Below are 26,219 nucleotides of genomic sequence, written 5' to 3'. Positions count from 1 at the left end.
TTCGCGATAGCCGAGGCTTCGCCTCGGCGACTCTTAAAGGACGGCCACCAAAGGTGGCCTACGCTCTCCCGCAAGCGGGAGAGGTTTAGAAGAGCGCATCACTTCTTGGTCTTGCCGAGATCCTTGACGGCCTCGAAGGTCGCGAACTCGACATTGTAGAGCTCGCCGTCGACCTTCTCGACTTTACGGATGTAGATGTTCTGCACGATGTCGCGGGTCTCGGGATCGATCGAGATCGGGCCGCGCGGGCTCTCCCACTTCTGTCCCTTCATGGCTTCGATCAGCTTGTCGCCGTTGGTGTCTCCGCCCGTCTTCTTGAGCGCTTCGTAGATCAGGTGGATGCCGTCATAGCCGCTCACCGCCATGAAGCCCGGACGGTTGCCGAAGGCTTTCTTGTAAGCGGCAACAAAATCCTTGTTCATCTGCGAGGGATGCGCCGCGGAGTAGAGATGCGCGGTGACCGTGCCGAGCACGGCGTCGCCCATGTTGTTGAGCAGGTCGTCGTCAGTGACATCGCCCGGTCCGATTACTTTGATGCCGGCCTTGTCGAGACCACGCTCGGCATACTGCTTCATGAAGTTGCCGCCCTGGCCGGCCGGCACGAACACGAAGATCGCGTCAGGCTTGGCGTCTTTCATGCGCTGGAGGAACGGCGCGAAGTCGGGGTTTTGCAGCGGCACCTTGACCTCTTCGACCACCTCGCCGCCACCGGCGGTGAAATTCTGCTTGAAGAAGTTCAGCGCGTCATTGCCGGGCGCGTAGTCCGAGGTCAGCGTTGCCACCTTCTTGATGCCGTTCTTGACCGCCCAATCGCCGATGATGGTCGAGGACTGCGCAAGCGTGAAGCTGGTTCGCACGATGTAGGGCGAACGCTCGGTGATGATGGAGGTGCCGGCCGCCATGACGACTTCCGGAATCTTGGCCTGCGTTGCGAGCGGCGCCGCCGCGAGCGCGGCGGGCGTCACGCCGAAGCCGGCGATGAAATTGACCTTGTCGTTGACGATCAGCTCCTGCGCGGCGGTCTTCGTCTTGTCGGGAATCGCGGCGTCATCCTTGACGATGATCTCGATCTTCTTGCCGGCGACGGTGTCGCCCTTCTGCTGCATGTAGAGCTTGATCGCGTTCTCGATCTGCTTGCCGGTCGAGGCCTGGCCGCCGGTCATCGGCAGAATCAGACCGATCTTCACGGCGTCCTGCGCCTTCGCAGGGGCGATGGCGGCGAGGCCCGCGATGGCGGCCGCTGCTGCCGTCCGTGAAAACGTTTTGAGCTCGAACATCAGATGTCCCTCCCCTTCATTCCTGACCTCTTGTGCATCGAACCGAGTGCCCGGTCCTTGCCTTTACCTTAGCGCGCACGCGCCATGTCGCCGCGCCACATGGCGTCTTTCGCGCCCTTATTGTCAATCGGACGTTTGGCGACCATTCGGCGCAAGCCGCGCTCCGATTGTCGACGGCGGCAAGCGGCATCGCGATTACGCCGGCGACCCGAGCGTCCAGATTGACGCCATTTGTACGATTGTACAAATAAAATGGACTTATCAACGAAAACCCGTTGTTCGCGGTCACGCTACTTCCTCGCGAGCCTCGGCCCGCAGTCTAGAAGCGCGACGGACTGCGTGGATGGAGGATTTCGCTCTCTTTTGCAGAATGTGTACCTCAGCTATCGACACTCCTCGGTAGTAAAATACCCACCTCGAATAAGTCTATTTTACCGTGTTGAAGGCTATTCTCCTCGCGCCGGCCCGGTCCGGCGTCCAACGACCGAACGCGCGCGCACCGATACAATGCCCAAGATTCTTCGTTCCGTCCTCGTCCTCGCTGCCCTCGCAGCGGGGCTGGCCGGCTGCGGCACCGTCAACGAAAGACTCTCTGCCGGCATGGGCGACTACGTCCCGCAATGGGCCGGCGGCCTGCCGGCGGATGCCCCGCCCCGGCCGGGCACCCCGCAATACGACGCCTACATGAAGGAGCGCGAACGCAAGCGGCTGATGCCCGCCGCCGATCGCGAAAAGGAAGAGCAGGCGCAGAAGGGCGCGACGGGATCTTCGTCAAGCAGCGCGATGCGGTAGGCCGTCATTCCGGGGCGATGCGTCAGCATCGGACCATCGCGCGCAACTTGCGCACGCCGAGAATCTCGAGATACCGGGTTCGCCTCTTTGAGGCGCCCCGGGATGACAGCGCATCAATCCACAAACACCACGGTCTTGCGGCCATTGAGGATGACCCGGTCGTCGAGATGGTAGCGGATCGCGCGGGCCAGCACACGGCGCTCGATGTCGCGGCCCTTGCGGACCAGGTTTTCGGGCGTATCGCGATGGCTGATGCGCTCGACGTCCTGGTCGATGATCGGACCCTCGTCGAGATCACGCGTGACGTAATGCGCGGTCGCGCCGATCAGCTTGACGCCGCGCTCGTGGGCCTGGTGATAGGGCTTTGCACCCTTGAAGCCCGGCAGGAATGAGTGGTGAATGTTGATACAGCGCCCCGACAGTTTTGCCGAGAGATCGTCCGACAGGATCTGCATGTAGCGGGCGAGCACGACGAGATCGGTGCCTGTGCTGGCGACGAGGTCGAGGATCTGCGCCTCCTGCTCGCTCTTGGTCTGCTTGGTCACCGGCAGATGGTGGAACGGAATGCCGCCGAAATCGAGCCCGGCATAGACCTCGCGCGGATGATTGGAGACGATCGCGGTGGGGATCATCGGCAATTCGCCGGTGCGCCAGCGATAGAGGATGTCGACCAGGCAGTGATCGGACTTCGACACCAGCAGCATGACCTTGCGGTGCGCGGCGCGGTCGCGCATCTGCCATTCCATGCTGAAACGTTCGGCGATTGCCGCAAAGCCGGTCTGGAGCGCCGACAACTCCACGGCGAGATCGGCCGCGGTGAAGACCACGCGCATGAAAAACTTTTTGGTCTCGACATCGTCGAACTGCTGGGCGTCGAGAATGTTCTGTCCATTGTGGGCGAGGAACGTCGACACAGCCGACACGATGCCCGGGCGATCCGGACAGGACAGGGTCAGGACATATTGATGATCGGGCATGTCTCTTGATGAAGGTTTGGGCAAAGGCCCGCGGAACTAGCTGCGATTTGCGGCCTCCTCTAGCACCGACGCCGCCCTTGCGCCAATCCCAAGCGCGGAGTCAGGATGAACGTACCATTGCGATTTGACTGACCGGAGCACGCCTATGGCCGATCGCTTGAACGGCACCCGCATTCTCATCCTGGAGACGCGCGAGGAGGCGCAGTTTTCCAAGCTTCTCGCCGAGCAAGGGGCCGAGGTCGTGCAGTGCCCGATGTTCACCATTCACGATGCGCCGGACCCCGCACCCGTTGAGGCCTGGGTCCGCCGCGCCATCGACAGGCCGTTCGACGACCTCGTGTTGATGACCGGCGAAGGCCTGCGCCGGATCATGAAGCTCGCCGTGGCTCGTGGGCTCGATCGGGCTCTCGTGGCAGCGCTTGCCAAATCGCGAAAATTCACCCGCGGACCAAAGCCCGGCAAGGCGCTGCGCGAGATCGGCCTCGAGGCGCAGCAGACCACGGAGAAGCCGACCACCGAGGGCGTGATCGAGATGCTGGGCAGGCTCGACTTGAAGGGCCGGCGGCTCGGCCTTCAGCTCTATCCGGACAAGGACCACAGCGCGCTGACCGGCGCGCTCGCCGCGCAAGGCGCCGAGGTCGATACCGTGCTGCCGTATGTTTACGATTCCAAGGCGGCGGATGCCAACATCGTCACGGCCATCGACGACATGGCCGAGGGGCGGATCGATTCCATCGCGCTGACCAATCTCGGCCAGGTCCGCCGCCTGATTGAGGCCGCGAAAGCGCATGGCATCGAGGCGAAGTTGCGCGCAGGCCTCGAACGGACGCTGATCGCCTCGGTAGGTCCGGCGGTCTCCGGCGAACTCGCCGCGCACGGGCTGCGTACAGACATCTCACCGCCAGAGGACGCCTTTTTCATGCGTCCGCTGATCTCGGCGATGGCCGCGGCGCTGGCAGAACGGAAGCCAGTGGCGACGCGTTGATCCGCGGGGGCCGGGTCTCCGCAATCCGGTCGCGCGCTTGCGGTGGGCCGGCGCGCTGAAACGGCGGCGCATGGCGGCATGCGGCAGCTTCGATTGACACCGGCGTCACCGACGCTACCTTCTCGCGCAGAAGAAGAAACAAAGTAAAGGAATCGCCGTGACACGCGTCATCGCGTCGTGAGCGCAGCCGCGCGACGATCGGCGCTCGCGCCATTCCGCATCCGCAATTATCGCTTCCAGTGGCCGTCCGACCTGCTGACCTCCTGGGCATTCGAGGTCGAGACGCTGGTGCTCGGCTGGTACATCCTGGTCGAGACCGGCTCAGTGCTGCTGCTCACCGTGCTTGCATCGCTCCAGTTCGTCGGGACGCTGGTGGCGCCGGTATTCGGCATGATCGGCGACCGCATGGGTCATCGCGACCTGCTGGTCGCGATGCGTCTTGCCTATACGGTGCTCTCGTCGACCATCATGGCTCTGGCGTTGACCGGTCATTTGTCGCCGCTCAGTGTCATGGTCATCGTCGCGATCATGGGCCTGATTCGGCCGTCGGATCTCGGCGTCCGGGGCGCGCTGCTTGCCGAGATCATGCCGGCCGAGCAACTGGTCGGCGCCATCAGCGTTGCGCGCACCACCCAGGACAGCGCCCGCATCGCCGGAGCATTGACGGGCGCCGGATTGTTCGCCGTTCTTGGCATTGGCCTCGTCTATGTGGCGATCGCATGCCTCTATCTCGTGGCCGCGCTGCTCATGCTCTGCCTGACCCGGCCGAAAAGGACCGTCACCACGAGCGATCTCCCGGCGAACAGTCACGCGATGTCCCGATTATTTGCCGACCTCAAGGAGGGGATCGTCTACGCCTGGAACGGCCCGGGAATGCGCGCGGCGCTGTGTGTCGCCTTCCTGGCCAATCTCACCGCATTTCCTTTCACCGGCGGACTGCTGCCCTACATCGCGCGGGAGATCTTTCAGACCGACCAGACCGGCCTCGGCTATCTCTCGGCGAGCTTCGCCGTCGGCTCGCTGATCGGCTCCATCACGCTGAGCTTGGTGAACGGACTGCGCATTGCCCGGCTCCTGATCGGCGCGACGCTGGCCTGGTACGCCATGCTGCTGGTATTCGTCGAGATCAGGACCCTGCCGGTGGCGATGGCCTGCCTCGTCCTCGCCGGTATTGCGCAGAGCATGTCGATGATCTCGGCAGCCGTGATCCTGATGCGGACGGCGAGCGCACATCTGCGCGGTCGCGTCATGGGCGTCCGCATGATGGTGATCTACGGCCTGCCGCTCGGACTACTCGCGGCCGGCAGCCTGATCGATATCATCGGCTATTCCGCCACGGGTTCGCTCTATGCCGCCTCAGGGATCATCGCGATGCTGGCAATCGCGATCCGCTGGCGCGCCGACCTCTGGCCGGTGCACGCCCCCGCCAATGCGCGTTAGTCCCCGTATCCGCGCAGCCGCTCGATATCGAGGATCGTGACGCCGCCATATTCGAGCCGGAGCAGCCCCTCTTTCTCCAGCCGGTTCAACGCGCGGTTGGCGATCTGGCGGGACATGCCGGAGAGCGCGCCGATCTCCTCCTGGGTGATCTGCAGATGCGCAGTCGATTCGGGATAGAGGATCGGGTTGAACAGCGAGGCAATGCTGCGCGCGAGGCGCGCGGTGGCATCAAGCGTGCGGTTGACCTCGAGCATGCCGATGAACTGGCCGAGCCGCTCGTTGAGCTGGCGGACCAGGAAGCGGTTGAAGCCGACACTGTTTTCAAACAGCCACATGAAGGCGCTGCGTTCCATCAGTGCGACCCGGCTGTCGCGCAGCGCGACCACGTCGTAGCGTCGCGGCTCGTTCTTGAGCACGCTGCCTTCGCCGAACCAGGCCCCTGCCGTCAGCCCGGCAAGACTCGTCTCCTTGCCGTCGCGCGACACCCCGCCCATCCGGGCAAGGCCAAAGACCATGCCGGCCCAGTAGCCAAAGGTGTCGCCGCGCATGAACACGGTCTCGCCGGTGCCGTAGGACCGCTCGGTGATTCCGGCGCGTGCGACCTCGATCTCGGCCTCCGTGAGCTCGCGCGACCAGGCGGCGATGCGCTTCAGTTGATCCTCTGAAATCATGATCTCGAAGCCAGCCGCACCGTTTCGTCACTCCGCCCTTCTGCTGCACTGCAACATGACCACCTCGGCGGCCATCCGACCAAAGATGGACGCCGCGCCCGTCCGAAAAACTTTGTCACCGAATTGTCAGGCCGAAGACATTTCAAAATAGCGCTTTCCCGTATTGAGAGCCACCTTGGGCGATGCGGCCTTTGAGCCCTGATGGGAACGAAGGTCGCGCGGCTCCGGTCGAGACCAATGGCTGCATGGCCTCACCAGGACGACCGTACTAGGATCGCCCGAAAACAACGGATGAAGAGCGCCACTGAAGGCGCCGTCACCGGGAGGGATTTGTTGGTGGGTACTAGTCTAGAAGTGCGCGGCGTGTCCTTGCGATTCGGTGGCGTCCGTGCGCTGGCCGATGTGGGCTTCGCCATCAGGCAAGGCCAGCTGTTCTCGATCATCGGGCCCAACGGCGCCGGCAAGACCTCGATCGTGAACTGTATTTCCGGCCGCTACAGGCCGACCGAAGGCCAGCTCCTCTACCAGGGTCGCGACATCACCGGTTTGACGCCGAACGCCCGCGCCTCGCTCGGCATCGGCCGCACCTTCCAGAATCTCGCGCTGTTCCACCACATGAGCGTGCTCGACAACATCATGGTCGGGCGCCATCACCTCCTGAAGAACAATTTCCTCACGGGCTCGCTGTACTGGCTCACCGGCGCGCGCAAGGAAGAGCTCGAGCACCGCCGCAAGGTCGAGGAGATCATCGACTTCCTCGATCTCCAATCGGTGCGAAAAGCCACCGCCGGCACCCTCTCCTACGGCTTGCGCAAGCGCGTCGAGCTCGCCCGCGCCATGGCGCTGGAGCCGCGCCTCATCCTCCTCGACGAGCCGATGGCCGGCATGAACTTCGAGGAGAAGGAGGACATGGCGCGCTACATCGTCGATCTCAACGAGGAGTTCGGGATGACGGTGGTGATGATCGAGCACGACATGGGCGTGGTGATGGACATCTCGCATCGTGTCATGGTGCTGGACTTCGGCAAGAAGATCGCCGAGGGCGATCCCGCGGCGGTCCTTGCCGACCCTCACGTCAAGCGTGCCTATCTTGGTGAGGAAGACGAAGTGCTGGTCGATCCGGACGATGCCCCGCCGGCGCAGGAGAGCGCGGCATGATGGATTACGCAGGACGCGTAGCGCAGGCCGACACCTATCCCAAGATGCTCCGGCTCAATGCGAGGGAGCATGGCAACGAGATCGCGCTGCGCGAGAAGAATCTCGGGCTCTGGCGCATCTTCACCTGGAACGACTACCAGACGCGGGTGCGCGACTTCGCGCTCGGGCTCGTCGAGCTCGGCCTCGGCCGCGGCGACGTCATCGGCATCATCGGCGACAACCGGCCGGACTGGGTCGCGGCGGAAGTCGCGACCCATGCCGTTGGCGGGTTGAGCCTCGGGCTCTATCGCGACGTGCTGGACGAGGAAGCCGCCTATCTCCTGACCTATGGCGAAGCGCAGCTCGTCTTCGCGGAGGACGAGGAGCAGGTCGACAAGCTGCTCACCCTCGCCGAGCGCGTGCCGAAGCTGAAGCACATCATCTATTCCGATCCGCGCGGCATGCGGAAATATGACGATCCCAGGCTGATGTCGGCCGAGAAATTCGCCGAGCTCGGCCGCGCGCGGGCCGTTCGGGATCCGAAGCTTTACGATCGGCTCGTGGATGCGACCAAGGGTGAGGACGTCGCGATCCTCTGCACGACGTCTGGTACCACCTCGCATCCAAAATTGGCGATGCTCGCGGCCGGCCGCGTGCTCGGCCATTGCGCGACTTATCTCGCCTTCGATCCGAAGGGACCTGATGACGAATACGTCTCGGTGCTGCCGCTGCCCTGGATCATGGAGCAGGTCTACGTGCTCGGCAAAGGCCTCTTGTGCCGGATGAAGATCAACTTCGTCGAAGAGCCCGATACGATGATGAACGATCTGCGCGAGATCGCGCCGACCTTCGTATTGTTCGCGCCGCGCGTCTGGGAATCGATCGCAGCCGATGTCCGCGCCAAGGTGATGGACGCCACGCCGTTGAAGCAGCGCCTGTTCGATGTCGGCATGAAATCGGGTCTGGCCGCACTCGCGCACCGTAAGCGCTCGGGTTTTGCCGACGCGATCTTGTTCCGCGCACTGCGCGACCGGCTCGGTTTCACCCGTCTGCGCTCGGCGGCGACCGGCGGCGCGGCGCTCGGTCCTGATACGTTCAAGTTCTTCCAGGCGATGGGTGTGCCGCTGCGCACGCTCTATGGCCAGACCGAGCTGTTGGGCGCCTATACGCTGCATCCCGAGGGCAAGGTCGATCCCGACACGACAGGCGTACCAATGGCCGACAATGTCGAGATCCGGATCGACAACGCCGACGTCCACGGCGTCGGCGAGATCTTGGTGCGGCATCCCAACATGTTCCTCGGCTATTACAAGAACCCCGAAGCGAGCGTCGCTGACCTCAAGGACGGCTGGCTCTGCTCGGGCGACGCTGGCTATTTCAACGCTCAGGGGCAATTGGTCGTCATCGACCGTATCAAGGATCTCGCCGAGACATCGCGCGGCGAGCGCTTCTCGCCGCAATTCATCGAGAACAAGCTGAAGTTCTCGCCCTATATCGCCGAGGCCGTGGTGCTGGGCGCCGCCCGCGACACCCTCGCCGCCATGATCTGCATCCGCTACTCCATCATCTCGAAATGGGCGGAGAAGAACCGGCTCTCGTTCACGACTTACAGCGACCTCGCCTCGCGGGCCGAGGTCTATACGCTGCTGCGCCAGGAGGTCGAGACCGTCAACGCGACGCTGCCGCCGGCCCAGCGCATCTCGCGCTTCCTGCTGCTCTACAAGGAGCTCGACGCCGACGACGGCGAACTCACCCGCACACGCAAAGTGCGCCGCAGCGTCATCAACGAGAAGTACGCAGGGATCATCGATGCGATCTACCGCGGCGATTCAGACATTCCCGTCGACACCGTGATCCGCTTCCAGGACGGCACCACGCAGCGCGTCCGCACGACCCTGCGCGTCGTGGATCTGGGTGGGCATCGGCACATGGCGGAGGCCGCGGAGTGACACGCATGATCGTCATGCGCAGGCTTGACCCGCGCATCCATCCTCTTCCGAGCAAGCTTCCGTCCACATCGATGGATTGCCGGGTCGGGCCTGGCAATGACGAGCTGGGTCGACCGACATGAACACCGCCTTCCTGTTTCAGCTCCTGGTTAATGGCCTCGTGGTCGGCACGCTTTATGGCGTGGTCGCGATGTCGTTCGTGCTGATCTACAAGGCGACGCAGGTCGTCAATTTCGCGCAAGGCGAGCTCCTGCTGGTCGGCGCCTGGGTGTGCTGGGCCCTGCTGGCGAAATACCAGGTGCCATTCTGGATCGGCATGCCGATGACGCTGGTGTTCATGTTCGTTTTCGGCATCGCGGTCCAGGTCCTGATCCTGCGGCCGATGATCGGCGAGCCCATCATCTCGGTGATCATGGTGACGATCGGCCTCTCCACCGTGCTCCAGGCGACGCTGAAATGGATATTCGGCGTCAATCCGCAGCCGTTCCCGCGCGTGTTCGAGAGCCAGTCGGTCAGCCTGTTCGGCCTTCAGATCCAGACCGTCTATGTCATGAGCCTTGTGGTGTCGGTGGCGATGATGATCGGCATGGCCTGGTTCTTCCGCGTCTCCAAATATGGTCTTGCGATGCGCGCCACCGCATTCAACCAGCAGGTCGCGCAGTCGCTCGGCATTTCCGTGAAAAGCGTGTTCGCGATGGCCTGGGCGATCTCCGCGACGGTGTCGGCCGTCGCCGGCGTCGTCGTTGCAGTCGTGAACGGTGTGTCCTCTGGCCTTGCGGCCTACGGCATCAAAGTGTTTCCGGCGGCGATCCTCGGTGGACTCGATTCGGTCGGCGGCGCCGTGCTCGGCGGCATCATCATTGGGCTACTGGAGAACGTCGCGCAATATGTTGACAGCGAATATCTGCACTGGGGCAATCTCTACGAGATCGCGCCCTTCTACGTCCTCATCATCGTGCTGATGATCAAGCCTTACGGCCTGTTCGGCACCCACGACATCGAGCGGATCTGACCCATGGCCGGCCCTGCCCTCATCCCCGCTGGTGATTTCCGCACCACTTATGGCGCGGACACCACGATCTTCCCGACCACGACCAGCCGCAATTTTGCGATCGCCGGCGTGCTGCTGCTGTGTCTCGCGCCACAATTCTTCAGCGGCTACTGGCTCAGCATCCTGATCCAGATCGGCATCTTCTCGATCGCCGCGCTCGGCCTCAACATCCTGGTCGGCTTCACCGGCCAGATCTCGATCGGGCACGCTGCCTTCTTCCTGCTCGGCGCGTTCACATCGGCCTATATCTCCAACAACGCGCCGATCCCGGTATTCTTCGCGATCCCGCTCGCCGGGATCGTCACTGCGCTGGTCGGGCTGATCTTCGGCATCCCTGCGGCGCGGCTGAAGGGCCTCTATCTCGTCATCGCGACGCTGGCCGCGCAATACATCCTGCTCGACTTCTTCTCCCGCGCCGAATGGTTCTCGGGCGGATCGGTGCCTGCGAGCGCCGAGCCGTTCTCGATTCTGGGCTACACGCTGCGCGGCGATAGGCAGTATTTCTACGTCGTGCTGGCCTATGTGCTGGCGAGCTACATCCTCGTCACCAATCTGATGCGCACGCGCGACGGTCGCGCGCTGGTGGCGATCCGCGACCATTATCTCTCAGCGGAGATCATGGGCATCAATCTCACCAAGTACCGCACGCTGTCGTTCGGCCTCGCCGCCTTCTTCGCCGGCATTGCCGGTGCGCTCTATGCGCATTACCAGCTCGTGGTCTCCCAGGAAGGTTTCGGCATAGAGCGCTCGATCCTGTTCCTGGCCATGATCATTATCGGCGGCACCGGCTCGATCATGGGCACGCTGATGGGCACCGCCTTTGTGGTGCTGCTGCCGGAATCGATGGAATTCCTCAGCCTGCACTTGAAGGGAGGCGCAATCGACAAGGCGCTCTCGCTCAACAACAACATCACCTTCCTGCGCGAGATCGCGATCGGGGTGATCATCATCGCGTTCCTGATGTTCGAGCCTGATGGCCTCGCGCATCGCTGGCGGCAGATCAAGGCTTACTGGAAACTCTACCCGTTCTCGCATTGAGCGCGGAAGCTTCACTTAAACAATAACAGGAGGAACCGACCCATGACGATGAAGTCCCTTTTGAGCACCGCATCGCTCGCGCTTGCGATCGCCGCATTCTCGGCAAGCGCGCAGGCACAGATCGCGATCGGACATCTCGCCGATTATTCCGGCGGCACCTCCGACGTGGGCACGCCCTATGGACAGGCCGTCGCCGACACCTTCGCCTGGGTCAACAAGAACGGCGGCGTCGGCGGCAAGCAGCTCAACGTCGACACCAACGATTATGGCTACCAGGTGCCGCGTGCGATCGCGCTCTACAAGAAGTGGTCGGCGCCGGACTCGAAGGTCGCTGCGATCATGGGCTGGGGCACCGCGGACACCGAGGCGCTGACCGGCTTCCTCGCACAGGACAAGATTCCAGACATGTCCGGCTCCTATGCCGCCGCGCTGACCGATCCCGAAGGCGTCAGCGGCAAGGCCAAGCCTGCTCCCTACAATTTCTTCTACGGCCCGAGCTATTCCGACGCGCTACGCGCGATGCTGATGTGGGCGGCCGAGGACTGGAAGGCCAAGGGAAAGTCCGGCAAGCCGAAATTCGTCCACATGGGCGCCAACCATCCCTATCCGAACGCGCCGAAGGCCGCCGGCGAAGCCATGGCACAGGAGCTCGGCTTCGAGGTGCTGCCGCCGCTCGTGTTCGCGCTCGCACCCGGTGACTACAGCGCGCAGTGCCTCAGCCTGAAATCTTCGGGTGCCAACTACGCCTATCTCGGCAACACCGCGGCCTCCAATATCTCGGTGATGAAGGCCTGCAAGACCGCGGGCGTCGAGATCCAGTTCCTCGGCAACGTCTGGGGCATGGACGAGAACGCCGCCAAGACTGCAGGCGATGCCGCCAACGGCGTGATCTTCCCCTTGCGCACCGCGGTGAGCTGGGGCGGCGATGCGCCCGGCATGAAGACCCTGATGGAGATCTCCAAGATGTCAGATCCCACCGGCAAGGTCTATCGCCCCGTACACTACGTCGCCGCCGTCTGCTCAGCGCTGTACATGAAGGAAGCGCTCGACTGGGCTGCCAAGAACGGCGGCGCCACGGGCGAGAACGTTGCCAAAGGCTTCTACCAGAAGAAGGACTGGGTTCCGGCCGGGATGGAAGGCGTCTGCAATCCCTCGACCTGGACCGACAAGGACCACCGCGGCACGTTGAAGGTCGATCTCTATCGCACCAAGGTCTCAGGTGCGACCGATGGCGACCTCAACGACCTCATGGCCAAGGGCACGATCAAGCTCGAGAAGGTCAAGACCGTCGAACTGCCGCGCAAGGCGGAATTGCTGGGGTGGTGAGCCCCCGCTTTCGCCCCCCACACAACTGTCATCCCCCGCGAAGGCGTGGGATCCAGTACGCCGCGACCTCTCGGGAACGTTGGGCGTCTCTGGAATACTGGGTCACCCGCCTTCGCGGGTGACGACAGCGGAGAAGACTGTATGACCCAGACTGCCGAAGCAACGCGCCCCAACCCCAGCATCGTGCCTGCGTCCGCCCTCCTCAGCGTGCGCAACATCGAGGTCGTCTATGACGACGTCATCCTGGTGCTGCGCGGCCTCAGCCTCGATGTGCCCAAGGGCGCGATCGTGGCGCTGCTAGGGGCCAACGGCGCCGGCAAGTCGACGACGCTGAAGGCGATCTCGGGACTACTCAAGACCGAGGACGGCGAGGTCACGCGTGGCGAGATCCTGTTCGAGGGCGACCGCATTAACGGCATCGATCCCGACAAGATCGTGCGCCGCGGCATCTTCCAGGTGATGGAGGGCCGGCGCATCGTCGCCGACATGACCTCGCTAGAGAACCTCAGGCTCGGCGCCTTCACCCGCAGGGATCGCGAGGTCGATGCCGACCTCGACATGGTCTTCAACTACTTCCCGCGCCTGAAGGAACGCACCGGACTTGCCGGTTATCTCTCGGGCGGCGAGCAGCAGATGCTTGCGATCGGCCGCGCGCTGATGGCGCGCCCGAAAATGATCTTGATGGACGAGCCGTCCATGGGATTGTCGCCGCTGCTGGTGAAGGAGGTGTTCTCGATCATCCAGAAGATCAACCGCGACCTCGGCGTCACCATTCTGCTGGTGGAGCAGAACGCGCGCGCCGCACTCTCGGTGGCGAGCCACGGCTACATCATGGAGCAAGGCAAGGTCGTGCTCGACGGCACCGCGGACGAACTGCGCGACAACGAGGACGTCAAGGAATTCTACCTCGGCGGCGCCGGCGACCAGCGCAAGAGCTTCAAGAACCTCAAGAGCTTCAAGCGGCGCAAGCGTTGGCTCTAACCCAACACCTGCTCCGCTTCCGTGACGGCGCACAGAACATGATAGAACGACGACGCAGGAATGGTGTCGATCAGCGATTTGCCGTCGCGGTCGAACTGATCGTACCAGCCGCCCTTCACAGGATGGCTGAGATAATGCCGTTCGAGCCGCAACAGCGCTGCGCGCGCTTCGTCCGCCGCGCCGGCCTCGCCGGACTCGGCCTGCGCGATCCACGCCTTCGCGATCTCGGTCTGGGGCCACAGCCGACGCGTGCTGCGGCGGATGTTGCCGGCGTCGTCGCCCTCGTCGATCAGGCAGCCCGTGGCCTCGTCGCGGTAGCGCAGCGAGGTCGCCAACAGTTCGGCGCGCCGCTGCCCGGTCGGGCATCCCGTGATGCGTTCGAAACCCTTCAGGAGCCAGACCCATTCCGCCTGGTGACCCGGCTCGACGCTGATCGGCTCGATCTTCGACCAGTCCTCCTCGAAATACTCGCCGAGCACGCACTTCCGCTTGTCATAGAGGTTGGCGAGGAACAGCGCAAAGAACTCACCGGCGCGGTTCTGGAACGACAGATCGTGGGTCGCCTCGAAGCAGGCGATCATCGCCTCGAACAGATGCATGTGCGGGTTCTGCCGGCGCGGCAGCGAGACCGGAAGGCCTTCGTGGACGCCACCATGCGGCGAGCGCAGATGGCCGTCGAGGAAGCCGAGCAGCGCATCCATCTCGGCGCGCACCTGTGCATCCCGGTCGAAGGCGTAGACCGTCGCGAGCGCAAACAGGATGAAGGCGTGGTCATAGGCATCGCGGCGGGCATCCAGCACCGCCCCTTCCGGCGTCAGCCGGTGCACATAGCCGGGCCGGCCGTCTGGCGCCTTCGCTCTGTCCAACAGATGCTCCAGCCCCTTCAGCGCGATCGCTCGCCCCTCGGGATACCAGCCCATCTGCGCGGCCTTGGCGTAGCAATAGATCTGGCGCGCCTGCACGAACACGCGGCGCGGCGCGGCCGCGTCCGCCGTACCGTTCGGGTGCAGCCGGTCGATGAAACCGCCCGTGGCGTGATCCCAGCCCACGGTCGACCACAGCGGCAGCGCCTCGTCGATCATGCGGCACTTCAGGCGCGCGACGACGCCCACCGCCTCGTCCGCCGCAATACTTCCTTCGTCCGCCATCGGGTCGTCTTCAAGCCTCGCCAATGGCGGTCTGATACCGATGCCGGCGGCGGCGTGCAACGGACCATGCCAACCCGGAAAGATCAGCCATGACCGCTCATTACGACGCCCTCGAAACGCGCGACCAGGGCGCGCGCGAGGCCGAGCTGTTTTCGCGGCTCCCGGAGGTCCTGCGCGGCGCGATGGCCGCTCCAGCCTATGCCGAGCGGCTGAGGGGCCTCGACCCCGCCTCGGTGAGGTCTAGAGAGGCGCTGGCGGGCCTGCCGGTGCTGCGCAAGTCGGAACTACCGGCCCTGCACAAGGCTTCTAGGCCGTTCGGCGGCCTTGTGGCGGCCGCGCCAGGGTCGTTCGCCCGCCTTTTTACCTCCCCTGGGCCTATTTTCGAGCCGGAGGGGCGCCAAGCCGACCCCTGGCGCGGCGCACGGGCGCTGTTCGCAGCCGGGTTCCGCCCGAACGACATCGTGCTCAACACCTTCAGCTACCATCTCACACCGGGCGGCTTCATCTTCGACGCATCGGCACGCGCGCTTGGTTGCGCGGTGATTCCGGCAGGTCCCGGCAATGCCGAACAGCAATTCGAGCTGATCGAGGCTTACCGGCCGGTCGGCTACAGCGGCACGCCGGATTTCCTGAAGATCCTGCTCGACGCCGCAGCAAGCGGCGGCCGCGACGTCTCCTCGATCAAGCGCGCTATGGTCTCGGGCGCGGCGTTTCCGCCCTCGCTCCAGGCAGAGATCAAGGCGCGCGGCATCGACGCCTATCAGGCCTTCGGCACCGCCGATCTCGGCCTCATTGCGTTCGAGACCGAAGCTCGCGAAGGCATGGTCGTGAACGAGGACTTGATCCTGGAGATCGTCAAGCCCGGCACGGGGGATCCGGTTGCGCCGGGCGACGTCGGCGAGATCGTCGTCACCTCGCTCGACCCGCACCATCCCTGGATCCGCCTCGCACTCGGCGACCTCACCGCGACTCTGGCGGGCGTCAGTCCGTGCGGGCGCACCAACATGCGCATCAAGGGATGGATGGGCCGCGCCGACCAGACTACAAAGGTGAAGGGCATGTTCGTCCGCCCCGAGCAGATCGCCGAAATCGGCAAGCGCCATTCCGCACTCGGACGACTACGCCTCGTCGTCTCGCGCCAGGGCGAGACCGACGCAATGACGCTGAAAGCGGAAACGACAGCCGTGAGCGACGCGTTGCGCGAGCAGATCGCCAGCACCTTGCGTGCCGTGACGAAGCTCGGCGGCAACGTCGAGCTGGTCAGCCCCGGCGTGCTGCCGAATGACGGCAAGGTGATCGCGGACGAACGCTGACGCCGCTAATCACGCGATCGGGCATTAACAGGCCAAACTCAATAAACTTCGGCCGGCAGCCGACCCAAGCCCGTGACAAAAATAGTGAATTCAACCATTTAGCGGCCGAACTCCCGCAACACCGATAGAACCGACATGAACCGGATGCGCGCCAGTGGCGCCTCGGTGTGCGGCGTCTTTGCGTGGCTTCTGCTGCAGAAGATGGTCTCACTCCTGGGGCGTTACGCCAAACGAGGAGTTGAGACGATGCAATCTGACGATGACGACAGTCCCGAACACGAGCCAGCTCGCGCTGGAGCGAAGTCGCGTTCCTATGAAATAGGGTACGGCAAGCCGCCAAAGCACACGCAGTTCGGGACGCGGCGACAGCCAAATCGACATAAAGAGGTAGACGCAGGCCGCTCATCGAAGAGGCCGGATGTCGCGTCCCTGCTAGATCGTCAAGCTCGGCGGCCGGCCAACGAAACTGCATCCGCATGAGGCTATGCTTCATAGCCAGTTCGCCAAAGCGGCTAGCGGACAGCTGCAAGCCATCAAGCAGCTCTTGCGGGAATTTGATCGGGCTGGGCTGCTTGAACCAGAGGCCCTGCGGCAGTCATCAGTCTTCCATGTTCCCAAGGACGTGCCGATTGATCTCGCAGGATACGTGTTCCTAAGGGAGGGACCGCCGCCCTGGGACGAAGAGACGCTGCATCCGTATCTTGTTGAATATGAGCGCGACGTCGGGCGCCTCAGGGCGTTGGAGGAGGCACTCGCCATTGCCCGCGCAGGGGGCGAGAATGTCTACTAGCAAGACGCGGCAAGGCATCTCCGCTTCGGGGCGAAAGACCTATGGCGGATCGGAGCGCACCGTCTGATTTGCGGCGATTCGACTGAAGCTCTGCTCGTTCGTCTACGCAAGACTCTTCTCAAAGAAGGCCGTCTGACACCGACCATTATCAATCGAACTCCGGGCCTTCCCTGCTCTGCGACCTGTCGAACCCACTTTGGCAATTTTCGGAATCTCTATCGATTGCTCGGCTACACACCGAAGCCGAATTGCGAATTTCTCGATGGGCGTCCTGTCTGGTCAGAGCTGAGGGCACGGCTTGTCGAACACGCCGCCGCCGCGATTAAAGCGGCAGGAGGACGCATCAGTTCGGGCGGCTGGAGCGATTGCCTGCGTGTGAACGGGACGGCCTGCCTTTCCGTAAGAGCTGCTCGTTGGATATCCGCGGGCGGCGCTGATACCGAGACCAATATCCGCTCACCCCCATGGCGGCGGAATTGCGGTTATGAGCCCAGTGTCACAGAAGGGCTCAAAGCCAATATCGGATTTGCTACGCCCGCCGTGACGAGTCGATGGCCATGGTAGTCTGCCGACGTGGACGCGCGCCGCCCTACAGCAGAGGTGCTGACTCATCAGAAGCACTGATCACCGCAAGGACTCCATCGACGAACGCTTGGCACTCCGCGTGCGTTTTGAAACTGCCTCTGTACTTCCCCAACAGGAATACGGTTCGGCCATGGCCCTTCCCAAACAGGTATTGGCCTACGTGGCTCCCGGTTTCGTCCTGGAGCGCAATGCTTTCGATACGCTGTGCTGCTTTGAGATCGGTCACTGGAAGCTTAATCTGCACGATGGTCCCTCGGGGGATCGTCAACCGAAGATTGGAATGCTTCCGAGTAATATCACGCTTGCCGAAGTTTTCCTGCCGTGACTCTGAGCAGACCAAAAAGTCGGCCAAAGTAGCAGAGGCTGCCAATCGGCCGGCCCATCACAACTGGAGGCTACTGAGGAGAAAGGATAGCCGCAAAGCTAAACGCCACCACGCAGGCGGCGGCTAAAGACCAAAGCGTTATGGTAATCTCCCTTGGCATGGCGATACAACACCGTTGCAAAATCCGGGCTCCCGGCCGCAGCGGCGAAGCCGGCCTTGCTACTTCTGGACTTCGAGGTCCCGGATCATTCGCCGCAGGTTCTGTCCTGAAGGGCTGGCAAGCTCCCGGCAACGCCTCAAGCGAGCTGCGAGTTCTTGGGCCTGGCCGCTTTGCATCGCCTCGCCGTGCCACCCTACGACGCGATTGAGAAGGTAGCAAAACCAAATTGTCCGGAGGATCAATATGACGGACTGAGGACGCCTTACTCTCCGGCCCGATTTCCCGAATCGTAGAACGTTGCAGTCCGACCCATTGCGCGGCTCACGGTGGCGATCTTAGCTTGGCTTTAAGACCTTTGCAGCGGCATCACCGCGGCTAGAAGGAGGACCGCGCTAGCGTCAGTTGCGTTCAAGCGTTTTGACTACGACACGCAGTACCACATCCAGCGTTTTGAGCGCGGGCATAGGCGCTGGGTTGCCCGCATCACCCGGGCCGACGGCCAGAACATCCGCACCATCCTGCCGGCTTCCGAGCATCCTTACCTTGATACGAAGCCCACCACTTCCGCCGAGGAAGCCGAGGAGCTTGCCAAGGAAGGCATCGATTTTGGCGGCGTGGTTTAGCCGCTTCGCCGAGAGCTACGTGGCTGCACCTTGCGCCGGAGCTCGTGCAAGAACGCATGGGGAAGATCGCTCGCCTGGTCGTAGGTTGCGCCGCCCCTTTCCGCGATTTTTCCGGAGCAGCGAGAGCGCGACAGGAATTACTCACTTCAATCCGGCAATCGCCTCGTTCAAGCTATTACCCGGCAGCTTATAACAACGCACCCCGCCTGCCGAGCCATGCCAGTGCCGCGGAGCAAGCGGCCGAAAGCAACGCGGTCCAAAGCCAGGAGCGTCCACGGGCGGCATTGATGGAGCGCAGGTATAGAGCGCCGAGAAGCTTGCCGTAATTCCTTCGGAACCATTGAGCCTAGCGAGCGCGGGCAAATCAGATAACGCTTTGAAGTCATCAGTCATGGCTGGTTCGTCGTTTCTGAGTGGGACCAGCACCCTATAAACCACTGTTTTGCCCGACGATGCAAGTCTCATTTCGGTTTTTTCGATGTGATCTCGAAGGAACTTAATACGGAATTGCTGACCGACTCGCTACGGCGTCTTATCAGAGGATCGAATTGGGCCAATGAGGAACCTCAAGGGCGGGCTGGGTCGACGTAAGTTCTGCCGCACCATCAAGTAGAACAGTGAACTCCCGCTTCGATGGTCGGCACGGCTCCTTGTGGACGACCTTATCCACTTTTCCGCTTCAGGCGTTTGAGCCCTCTCCGCTGCCGCGACAGGGCGGCCTTCTCATATCGTTCCAAACTCGACAGATCTCTCATTTGGCTTTGGTTCAGCGCACTCGATCACGGCGGCGATCAGACGGAGCCTAAGAGTTCGGAGGCGATCCTGTCGGCTCCTGGCTTGAGCCAGATGTTGAAGTGCGACTTCCAAGCCCGTGTCGTCAAGCTCCTCTGCAAGGGCTGCATCGAACCCGGCGGGCCCAGAACCAGCGGCTTCGTCCCACCGCGATAAGCCATGCCTATAAGCGTTGCGGCTCGAGGTTGCTTTCCCGGCGCTCGTTTGCGGGCCTGTACTCTTTGCTGCGTTCGACCGATTGGCTTCGATTTGTCGCTTTGACGCCAACTTACCTCCTTAATTCGGCTAACGAGTGAACGATCGCAAGCGTGAATCTCCCTTTCCCGCGGCGGTTATGCGACCGTGTTCGATGCGGGGTGATCGGAACCCCGTTCATTCAACAGCGGGGCGATGAACGCATGGAGGTTTGACCCATCGAACAAATGGGCTGCGATGCCGGCCGCTTGCGCTGCAGCAAGATCGCTCTGCTTGTCGCCGATCATGAAGCTGGCACCGACATCTACCGGATACCGTTCAAGCAGAGCTTTGATCATCCCCGGTTGCGGCTTGCGGCAGTTGCAGAGGATACGATACCGCGCAATCAGACCATCAGGGTGATGCGGGCAAACTTCAAACGCATCAATATGCGCACCAACGACAGCAAGCTCACGCAACATCCATTCGTGCAAATTGCGAACATGCTGCTCCTCGTAAATCCCCCTGGCAATTCCTGATTGGTTCGTCACGACGAACGCGAAATAACCAGCATCATTGACTGCCTTGACGGCCTGCTGGGCCCCTTTCACCCACCGGATTTTGTTCGGGTCAAAAGCATAGCCGTCGTCCTCATTGAGGACGCCATCACGATCAAAAAAAACTGCCGGACGCATCAATTCTTACGGGCCCACGTTTCATGGAGAACAGCTGATCTTCCGACAATCCCTGCTTCTTTTCAACATGTCGCAGGATTAGGCAGGATCGTGCTCTGCCAGCGCATCTCGCGTCTTTCTCTTTGCTGTTCATGCGTCGATTGGCTTCGTTTTGTCGCTTTGATACCGGTCAGACTCCTCCCGTCCTTGCCCTAAGCGGGTGAGAATAAGAGCCATTGCTGCGGCTAAAGCGAGCAACAATGTTGCTGCAGAAAGGACTGGCATTCGTATGCGATTGGAGCGTTACTGATTCCACCGGGCGCGTAGCGCGACTATAGCGCCGGTACCCTGGACGGCACCGTCGAGCAAACCGACGCAGTGTTTGAGGCGAAGTTCATGCTGCCGTGGGCCTTCACCGAGGAAGCGGCAGCCGAAAAACACATGGCGCAGCTACAGCATAACATGTGGGTCACGGCCGCGCGAAGCTCGGTGCTCTCAATCATCACCGGCGGCGGAAAATAGGTAGAAATCAGAGTCCACGCCGATCCGCTCTACCAGCACCTATTGCTCACGGCCGAAAAGAAGTTCTGGCGCTGCGTCCAAAGCGGTGAGCCTCCAGCACTCTTCAATATCGAGACGCCGCGCCCACGCCTGGAAGCCGTCAGAGTCGTCGACATGTCGACGTCCAATCACTGGGCTGAACTGGCAGCGACTTACCTTCGAACCCGGGAGGCCCATGGCGAGCATGAGACCGCCAAGGCTGATCTGAAGAAGCTCATGCCGGAGGATGCCAAGGAGGCGACCGGCCACGGCATCAAAGCCAAGCGCTCCAAGTCCGGCGCGGTGAGTTTCGAGGCCCACGGCGCGACGGAGGGCTCCGATGCACCAGTCCAGTGAGCGGATCGGGACCATCGCGGCCGCGCTTGCCCGCGCCCGGGCTGAACTCATGAACCCCGAGAAGACCCTCACCGCCGTGATCCGGTCGCCCTTCCCGCGGGAAGACGACCGGACCTTCCGTTACGCTTCGCTAGCCTCTGGCCTTGACATCGTCCGCAAGACGCTAAGCCAGCAGGAGATCGCCACCATCCAGACCAGCCGGATCGAGCAGGGCACGGGCCAGATCCATCTCACGACCCTGCTGGCCCACGCCTCCGGCGAATGGATCTCCTCGGACCTTCCGGTGTGCGCCGCCAAGGAGGTTGAAGCGCCGCATCGGATGGGAACAGCGCTGACCTACGCTCGCCGATATGCTCTCTTTGCCCTGGGCGGGATCGCCGGGGAGGATGATTTGGACGCCCCTGACATCGTTCCAGCGCCTCCAGCTGCCAAGCGACCACAGAGTGCGCTAGGACCGAAGGGGAAGGCCCCTAAAAGCGGCCTGAACCGCCCTCCTCTCTTAGCCCTGAACGCTCCGCCGAGCTCCTGGACCGGCTCTTGGGCGAGCTTGCGCAGCGGGAGGGCAGCGAAGAGCTGCTTGCCTGGGCCAAGATCGGCCTCCCGCTCAAGAACACCCTTCTGGAGGCGGACGCCCGCGTACTCGAGGCCGCCTACCAGAAAACATTTGAGGAAGCCGCCCTTCCCGACGCCTATTTAGCAGACCAGCAGCCTGTGTCCTCAGTGGACCGAGTTCCCGCCGATGGAGGCCCAACGGCGGCGCCCAGCAAAGTTCATGCAGCTGCTCCTACTCCCGAAGAGCAAGTCGGCCTCGCCTTCCCGAAAGAGCCGCCCCGACGACGCAGCAAGGATCACCTCGCGTTCATCCGCAGCCAGGGTTGCCTGGTCTGCCAGAAGACCTCCGCTGATGCGCATCATCTGAAGTTTGCTCAGCCAAGAACATTAGGGCGCAAGGTGAGCGACGAGTTCACGGTGCCGCTCTGCCGATCGCACCATCAATCGCTCCACCGCCACGGCAACGAGCGAGCTTGGTGGGCGAACCTGTTATCAATCGCCAAGGATCTTTGGGATGCGAGCCCCGTTCATCTGACGGATGGAGCGAGCCACTCTGCACCTAGCCAAACTCCACTCTTGCACGTGCAACGGCAATGAATACTCCAATCGATCGTCCTCACCCGCTAACGCTGGCTGTGTTGCCCCCTCACCTCGAAGCGCTTTGTCCTCCACCACAGCTCCTGGCTGGAGAGAACATCGATCACTATCACGCGCTTCAGGCTGCAATCTTTCGCGACATCAATCCGCGGTCCGCTATCGAATGGCTCCTCACCATCGACATTGCCGAACTCTCCTGGGAGATGCAGCGCTACCGGGTTCTGCGACACAGGCTCCTTGGCGCGTACCGGCAGAAGGCTGTCGAGATGACGCTTCGGCGCGTGGACGTCGCGGGCATGCCTCCCGACTTACAGGACGCCGCCGAAATCTACACGATTAGGAACGCGCTGGATTGGCAGCTCGACCGGTCTGCCGCGGTTGAAATCGAAACCCGGCTCCGCTCCTACGGCTTCGATCAGCACGCCCTGAACATGGAAGTCTACATCCAGGCACGCGAAATTCTGTCCCTGTTTGAAGCGCTCCTGAACGGAACGCAGCTTCGGCGGCTCCTGCTAATAAGAGAATTGATAAATTTTCGCCGATCGGGCCAAGCAAACTCCAATCGCGCCACATCAAACTGCACGATAGCACGAAGATCCGAAGATCAGGACTGACCTCACGTATGGACTTATAAACTGCAGAAGCACCATCAGAGCCCTCCCTCGTAAATCAAAACACGCCAAGTCTCAACGCCTCGATGGCTGTGCACCTGGCCGACAGGGGTGGGCTCAGCGACAAATGGGCTCGAGGGGCATTAAGCGGCCTACCTTTTGCGCAGAATTTCCCAACTCATGTTTCTCGGTTCAGACCAGATGGAAGCCAATTGGAAGCTGGGCTGCGACCATGGTGAGCATAAGCGCGAGGATCAGGAGCGGGATACCTGTCGCAGCGGAAATCGCAAAGATCTGCTCCAGCAGGATTGGCTGCCGGGCGGGAACAGCCACAACTTGGCCGCTGTTTCTAATCCCTGGCAGAACTCCCGCCGTCAACAGTGACGGCCGACGCGGGATTTTCGGCATGGACATCGGCTGCTCCGAGGCCGAGGCATTCTGGACCGCGTTCTTGCGCAAGGTTCCCCGCCCTAGGGCCCTAATGGGCGTCGAAGACCACCAGCGTGACGCCTCGCAGGTCAAGGCTGTCGCCAAGCTCAACGGCATCCAGCAGAGCTGCCGCGCCAACAAGGACCTGGCGCATGCCGGCAAGAGCGGCAGGCGCGTCGTCTCAGCCATCGCTACCGGTTGCCGACCAGCTCCGTCCCAAACTGCCCCAAGCTCGCTCACTTTCATTATTGAAGCTATGCTTGCCTAGCATGACTGTTCCGGCTCCGCACCCGCCAAGCTGCACTCGATCAACCCGATCGAGCGCCTTATCGGCCAGATCCAGCGGTGACCGAGGTCGTCGGCAGCTTCCCGACAAGGACCTCGTTCGCCTTGTCGGCACGATCCTGCTCAAACAAGACGAGAATGGGCTGTGCAGCGCGCCGCTATCCTACGCTAGAAACTACCGTCCCATTGAGCTATGATTTCCCGGGTGGCTTGCCCGTCGTGGCAAGCTGATGTCTTCCGCCAGCTACACCACTCCACGGGACACGATTGCCAAGTCACAGACTCGTCTAATTTGTAACGAGAGCTCCGGCGATGCTCACCACGTGAAGTTCGCGCAACCCGAAGACCGGACATAGGCGACCAATTGCCGCTCGACCTTCGCTCCTAGATCAAGCTCTGACGACGAGAGACATGGTTGTTTAAATATGCAGATCTCGCGCGCTCGCATTAGTGTTTTCGGCGCGCCGGTTGCGCCGCCAAACCTTACGATTCAGCAAGGTCCTGTTCGGCTCGTCGTCGATCAAGGAGGCACCTGTCAGCGCAAACGGTCGGCGACGATCAATTCTATCATCGACCACCGATGGCGCTTTGATGCAATCTCATGAACGGTAAACGACGGGAAGCGACCGCCGCCATTCTTCTTGCTCAGGACGGGCGTCTTCTATTGCAGCAGCGTGACACTGTTCCTGGAATCCTACATCCGGGGAAAGTTGGATTGTTTGGAGGCCATCGCGAAGGCAACGAGTCTTTCCTGGAATGTATTGTAAGAGAGGTTTATGAGGAGATCGGCTGTCGTTTGCCGGCTTGCCGTTTTGAGCACTTGGCTACGCGAGCTGGAGACGATCCCGACGTGCCAGGGGGCGTCGTACATGGAGAGATCTTCGTAGCCCGCAATGTCCCCCTCGAACAGTTGATTGTCAGTGAAGGAACGCTACTTCTGATGCAGCCTGCATCGATTCCAAAAATCGCCCATAAGCTGGTCCCGTCCGCTCATGTTGCCCTCCAGTGCTTTGGATTTCGCCTTTAGTCCTGTGCGTTTAGCTGCAAACTGCCCTCGAGTTTGGCGTGGCGTTTGCCGCCTGAGTTCATTGCCGGTCGGAGATCGAGGCGCCAAGGTCCCACCGGATGAGTCCCGCATATTTGCGCTTGGCTGCTGCTCCAAAAGGCACAAACGAGCAAAATCATCGCGAGCAATTCGCCTTCGTGAGCAGGTCTCCGAATTAAACTGAACAGTATGATGCTCACCCGTGGGTGAGCGCACGGACAAGACGTAGGCAGCAGTGGATTGCCCGGCGCCGCTTCACCTTCCCCCTCCTACGTTTCATGATAGATGCCGGCCGCGGTCGGTGATGCCGTTCGTAATCTACAGTCCATACTCCTGCCGACTCGCAACTTCGGCCCGGTTTCTTTTGGTCCTGCTGGATGGTAACTTTAGCCTACGGCCAGGATCGTGCGCCATGTCCAGAGGGGGAATCCCTTAAAAGCGTTCGGCGAGTGCATCTAGCTCGTGTTCAGCTCCTGGCCTTCTACGCTTTTTGCATAAATGCACGCCACGAATGAATATTTTCCCCGGCACTGGCTTTCCAAGTTGCCTCGAGCCCTTGGGTTTTCTGAGGTTTTTGAAGATCATGATTTCGCCTTCTGCCAGACTTTGCGCCAGCACCTTTTCGACGTAGAGCGTGAAGAGCTCACCATTCACGGGGCGCGCCACCGAGCCAGGGCGCACCAATCCAATCGCGGCGCAGCGCAGCGATGAAGGTCATTGTCTTCAGGTGGCCGAAGGGCGCAGATGCTTCAAGATGCTGACTGCTCGGCCGCAGCCACGCATGTTTGGTTTTGGTCCAAGTCTTGTCAGTAGAGGCCAGTCGCGAAGCTTCAATCCGGCACTGATAGGCCTTCCAGCGTATCCGTACGGGGCGATGTCTGGCAAATTTTGCTCAGCCGGCCGAACGGCGCTCAACCGTTCGGGACGGAAAAATGTTCACATTGCACGGACGCCCGTCCTGATCCCGCTCGCCGCCTGTCCCTTCGTTGACTCACGCAACGCAAGGTGAATGGCCTCGGGCAGCTCCGCTTGCGCAGCCACTCGGCATTCATGCCGGACAAAACCGCTTGTTGTGGCGGGCCAGTTTTGTGGGGCGAAACGGCACGGGTCTGCCGCCTCAGAATTTTTCCACTGCGAAAGAGTTGTGGATGCGCGGAGACTGATTACCCAGTGGCCTGAGCATTTATGCACGGTCGAGCCGATCGTCCGGGATGATCGGAGGCAACGCGTAAGCAACATGCCAAGTGGATTCCGGACAGCCTACCCCCTGACTCTGTCGCGACTCTTCGAACTACACAGCAACCTAAAGGGCTGCTTTCGATCAGCAGCTGCTCTACGGCGCTTCAAATTGCCGGAATGAAAGTGTTCCTTTCCTATGCGTGCCGAGCTGTTGAAAACAGTGCGCAGACGCAGCGCATTAGCGTGTTTCGGATCGCAATGTTAGGTCGATGCATAGCACGAGACGCCCTCTATCCGCCCCATTTTTGACGGTTCGGAAAGTTTAGGTCATGCGCTACCTGGCGCAAGTCCAGAAAGGGCTGACGCAACCACCGGAATGGCCGGTCTGGACGCTGGCAAGTTTTATCGAGATCGGT

The 26,219-nt window shown here is 61.8% G+C and carries 21 protein-coding genes and 3 pseudogenes; 17 read left to right on the top strand and 7 right to left on the bottom strand.

The window, feature by feature from the left end; translation table 11 throughout:
• Nucleotides 1–98: 98 nt before the first annotated feature.
• Nucleotides 99–1,277, bottom strand: coding sequence for an ABC transporter substrate-binding protein (locus IVB12_RS24760; RefSeq protein WP_247302927.1), 1,179 nt, complete (start codon nucleotides 1,275–1,277; stop codon nucleotides 99–101).
• A gap of 507 nt (nucleotides 1,278–1,784) precedes the next feature.
• On the opposite strand from IVB12_RS24760, the gene IVB12_RS24755 reads away from it, so the two are divergent.
• Nucleotides 1,785–2,069: a hypothetical protein gene (locus IVB12_RS24755; RefSeq protein WP_247302925.1), complete on the top strand. Its 285-nt coding sequence runs from the start codon at nucleotides 1,785–1,787 to the stop codon at nucleotides 2,067–2,069.
• 113 nt (nucleotides 2,070–2,182) lie between these two features.
• On the opposite strand, the gene purU is transcribed toward IVB12_RS24755, so the two are convergent.
• Nucleotides 2,183–3,046, bottom strand: coding sequence for a formyltetrahydrofolate deformylase (gene purU / locus IVB12_RS24750; protein ID WP_247302923.1), 864 nt, complete (start codon nucleotides 3,044–3,046; stop codon nucleotides 2,183–2,185).
• A gap of 145 nt (nucleotides 3,047–3,191) precedes the next feature.
• Here purU and IVB12_RS24745 point away from each other — a divergent pair, with 145 nt between their 5' ends.
• Both IVB12_RS24745 and IVB12_RS24740 read left to right on the top strand, forming a co-directional pair.
• Nucleotides 3,192–4,031 carry a uroporphyrinogen-III synthase gene (locus tag IVB12_RS24745; RefSeq protein ID WP_247302921.1) on the top strand — a complete coding sequence of 280 codons (840 nt, stop codon included), beginning with the start codon at nucleotides 3,192–3,194 and terminating at the stop codon, nucleotides 4,029–4,031.
• A gap of 177 nt (nucleotides 4,032–4,208) precedes the next feature.
• On the top strand, nucleotides 4,209–5,471 hold the full coding sequence (locus IVB12_RS24740) for an MFS transporter (RefSeq protein ID WP_247278765.1): 1,263 nt from the start codon (nucleotides 4,209–4,211) through the stop codon (nucleotides 5,469–5,471).
• On the opposite strand, the gene IVB12_RS24735 is transcribed toward IVB12_RS24740, so the two are convergent.
• Complete coding sequence (locus IVB12_RS24735; protein WP_247278766.1) at nucleotides 5,468–6,142, bottom strand: Crp/Fnr family transcriptional regulator; 675 nt, start codon at nucleotides 6,140–6,142, stop codon at nucleotides 5,468–5,470. The two genes, IVB12_RS24740 and IVB12_RS24735, sit on opposite strands and share 4 nt — an antisense overlap.
• A gap of 336 nt (nucleotides 6,143–6,478) precedes the next feature.
• On the opposite strand from IVB12_RS24735, the gene IVB12_RS24730 reads away from it, so the two are divergent.
• The 6 genes from IVB12_RS24730 to IVB12_RS24705 all read left to right on the top strand — a co-directional run bounded on the left by IVB12_RS24730 (nucleotide 6,479) and on the right by IVB12_RS24705 (nucleotide 13,624).
• Entirely contained in the window at nucleotides 6,479–7,300 is an 822-nt protein-coding gene (locus tag IVB12_RS24730) for an ATP-binding cassette domain-containing protein (protein WP_247302918.1), read from the top strand.
• Nucleotides 7,297–9,228: a long-chain fatty acid--CoA ligase gene (locus IVB12_RS24725; protein WP_247302915.1), complete on the top strand. Its 1,932-nt coding sequence runs from the start codon at nucleotides 7,297–7,299 to the stop codon at nucleotides 9,226–9,228. The genes IVB12_RS24730 and IVB12_RS24725 overlap by 4 nt, the downstream gene beginning before the upstream one ends.
• Nucleotides 9,229–9,346: 118 nt before the next feature.
• Nucleotides 9,347–10,240 carry a branched-chain amino acid ABC transporter permease gene (locus tag IVB12_RS24720; protein WP_247302914.1) on the top strand — a complete coding sequence of 298 codons (894 nt, stop codon included), beginning with the start codon at nucleotides 9,347–9,349 and terminating at the stop codon, nucleotides 10,238–10,240.
• 3 nt (nucleotides 10,241–10,243) lie between these two features.
• Nucleotides 10,244–11,317, top strand: coding sequence for a branched-chain amino acid ABC transporter permease (locus IVB12_RS24715; protein WP_247302912.1), 1,074 nt, complete (start codon nucleotides 10,244–10,246; stop codon nucleotides 11,315–11,317).
• Between the two features lie 42 nt (nucleotides 11,318–11,359).
• On the top strand, nucleotides 11,360–12,643 hold the full coding sequence (locus IVB12_RS24710) for an ABC transporter substrate-binding protein (RefSeq protein WP_247302910.1): 1,284 nt from the start codon (nucleotides 11,360–11,362) through the stop codon (nucleotides 12,641–12,643).
• A gap of 141 nt (nucleotides 12,644–12,784) precedes the next feature.
• Entirely contained in the window at nucleotides 12,785–13,624 is an 840-nt protein-coding gene (locus IVB12_RS24705) for an ABC transporter ATP-binding protein (protein ID WP_247302908.1), read from the top strand.
• Here the strand turns inward: IVB12_RS24705 and IVB12_RS24700 are convergent.
• Nucleotides 13,621–14,772 carry an AGE family epimerase/isomerase gene (locus tag IVB12_RS24700; RefSeq protein ID WP_247302906.1) on the bottom strand — a complete coding sequence of 384 codons (1,152 nt, stop codon included), beginning with the start codon at nucleotides 14,770–14,772 and terminating at the stop codon, nucleotides 13,621–13,623. The genes IVB12_RS24705 and IVB12_RS24700 overlap by 4 nt on opposite strands.
• Before the next feature lie 89 nt (nucleotides 14,773–14,861).
• Here IVB12_RS24700 and IVB12_RS24695 point away from each other — a divergent pair, with 89 nt between their 5' ends.
• The 3 genes from IVB12_RS24695 (at nucleotide 14,862) to IVB12_RS24685 (ending at nucleotide 17,785) form a co-directional block, all read left to right on the top strand.
• Nucleotides 14,862–16,085 carry an AMP-binding protein gene (locus tag IVB12_RS24695; protein ID WP_247302904.1) on the top strand — a complete coding sequence of 408 codons (1,224 nt, stop codon included), beginning with the start codon at nucleotides 14,862–14,864 and terminating at the stop codon, nucleotides 16,083–16,085.
• A gap of 484 nt (nucleotides 16,086–16,569) precedes the next feature.
• Nucleotides 16,570–16,875, top strand: coding sequence for a hypothetical protein (locus IVB12_RS24690; RefSeq protein ID WP_247302903.1), 306 nt, complete (start codon nucleotides 16,570–16,572; stop codon nucleotides 16,873–16,875).
• 652 nt (nucleotides 16,876–17,527) lie between these two features.
• Entirely contained in the window at nucleotides 17,528–17,785 is a 258-nt protein-coding gene (locus tag IVB12_RS24685) for a hypothetical protein (protein WP_247302901.1), read from the top strand.
• A 1,907-nt stretch (nucleotides 17,786–19,692) separates the two neighbouring features.
• Here IVB12_RS24685 and IVB12_RS24680 read toward each other — a convergent pair.
• Nucleotides 19,693–20,232, bottom strand: a complete 540-nt coding sequence (locus IVB12_RS24680; protein WP_247302898.1) for an HAD family hydrolase — start codon at nucleotides 20,230–20,232, stop codon at nucleotides 19,693–19,695.
• A 321-nt stretch (nucleotides 20,233–20,553) separates the two neighbouring features.
• Between IVB12_RS24680 and IVB12_RS24675 the strand changes: the two are divergent.
• The 3 genes and pseudogenes from IVB12_RS24675 to IVB12_RS24665 form a co-directional block, all read left to right on the top strand.
• A pseudogene (locus tag IVB12_RS24675) lies at nucleotides 20,554–21,105 on the top strand (endonuclease); the annotation flags it as partial.
• Nucleotides 21,089–22,254 (top strand): annotated as a pseudogene (locus tag IVB12_RS24670) (ERF family protein). The pseudogenes IVB12_RS24675 and IVB12_RS24670, both read left to right, overlap by 17 nt.
• Nucleotides 22,251–22,868 (top strand): hypothetical protein, encoded by a 618-nt coding sequence (locus IVB12_RS24665; protein ID WP_247302896.1) that lies wholly within the window; start codon nucleotides 22,251–22,253, stop codon nucleotides 22,866–22,868. Before IVB12_RS24670 ends, IVB12_RS24665 begins: the two are co-directional and overlap by 4 nt.
• A 189-nt stretch (nucleotides 22,869–23,057) precedes the next feature.
• Here the strand turns inward: IVB12_RS24665 and IVB12_RS24660 are convergent, their stop codons facing one another.
• Nucleotides 23,058–23,279 (bottom strand): hypothetical protein, encoded by a 222-nt coding sequence (locus IVB12_RS24660; protein ID WP_247302966.1) that lies wholly within the window; start codon nucleotides 23,277–23,279, stop codon nucleotides 23,058–23,060.
• Between IVB12_RS24660 and IVB12_RS24655 the strand changes: the two are divergent.
• Nucleotides 23,239–23,736: pseudogene (locus tag IVB12_RS24655) on the top strand (transposase); the annotation flags it as partial. The gene IVB12_RS24660 and the pseudogene IVB12_RS24655 sit on opposite strands and share 41 nt — an antisense overlap.
• 444 nt (nucleotides 23,737–24,180) lie before the next feature.
• Nucleotides 24,181–24,606 (top strand): NUDIX domain-containing protein, encoded by a 426-nt coding sequence (locus IVB12_RS24650; RefSeq protein ID WP_247302894.1) that lies wholly within the window; start codon nucleotides 24,181–24,183, stop codon nucleotides 24,604–24,606.
• 450 nt (nucleotides 24,607–25,056) lie between these two features.
• Here the strand turns inward: IVB12_RS24650 and IVB12_RS24645 are convergent, their stop codons facing one another.
• A complete protein-coding gene (locus IVB12_RS24645) occupies nucleotides 25,057–25,278 on the bottom strand; it encodes a hypothetical protein (protein WP_247302891.1) in 222 nt (73 codons plus the stop codon).
• Between the last annotated feature and the right edge of the window lie 941 nt (nucleotides 25,279–26,219).

It is taken from the genome of Bradyrhizobium sp. 179, assembly GCF_023073535.1.
Lineage (GTDB): Bacteria > Pseudomonadota > Alphaproteobacteria > Rhizobiales > Xanthobacteraceae > Bradyrhizobium.
This window is presented reverse-complemented; position numbering and strand designations above follow the sequence as displayed.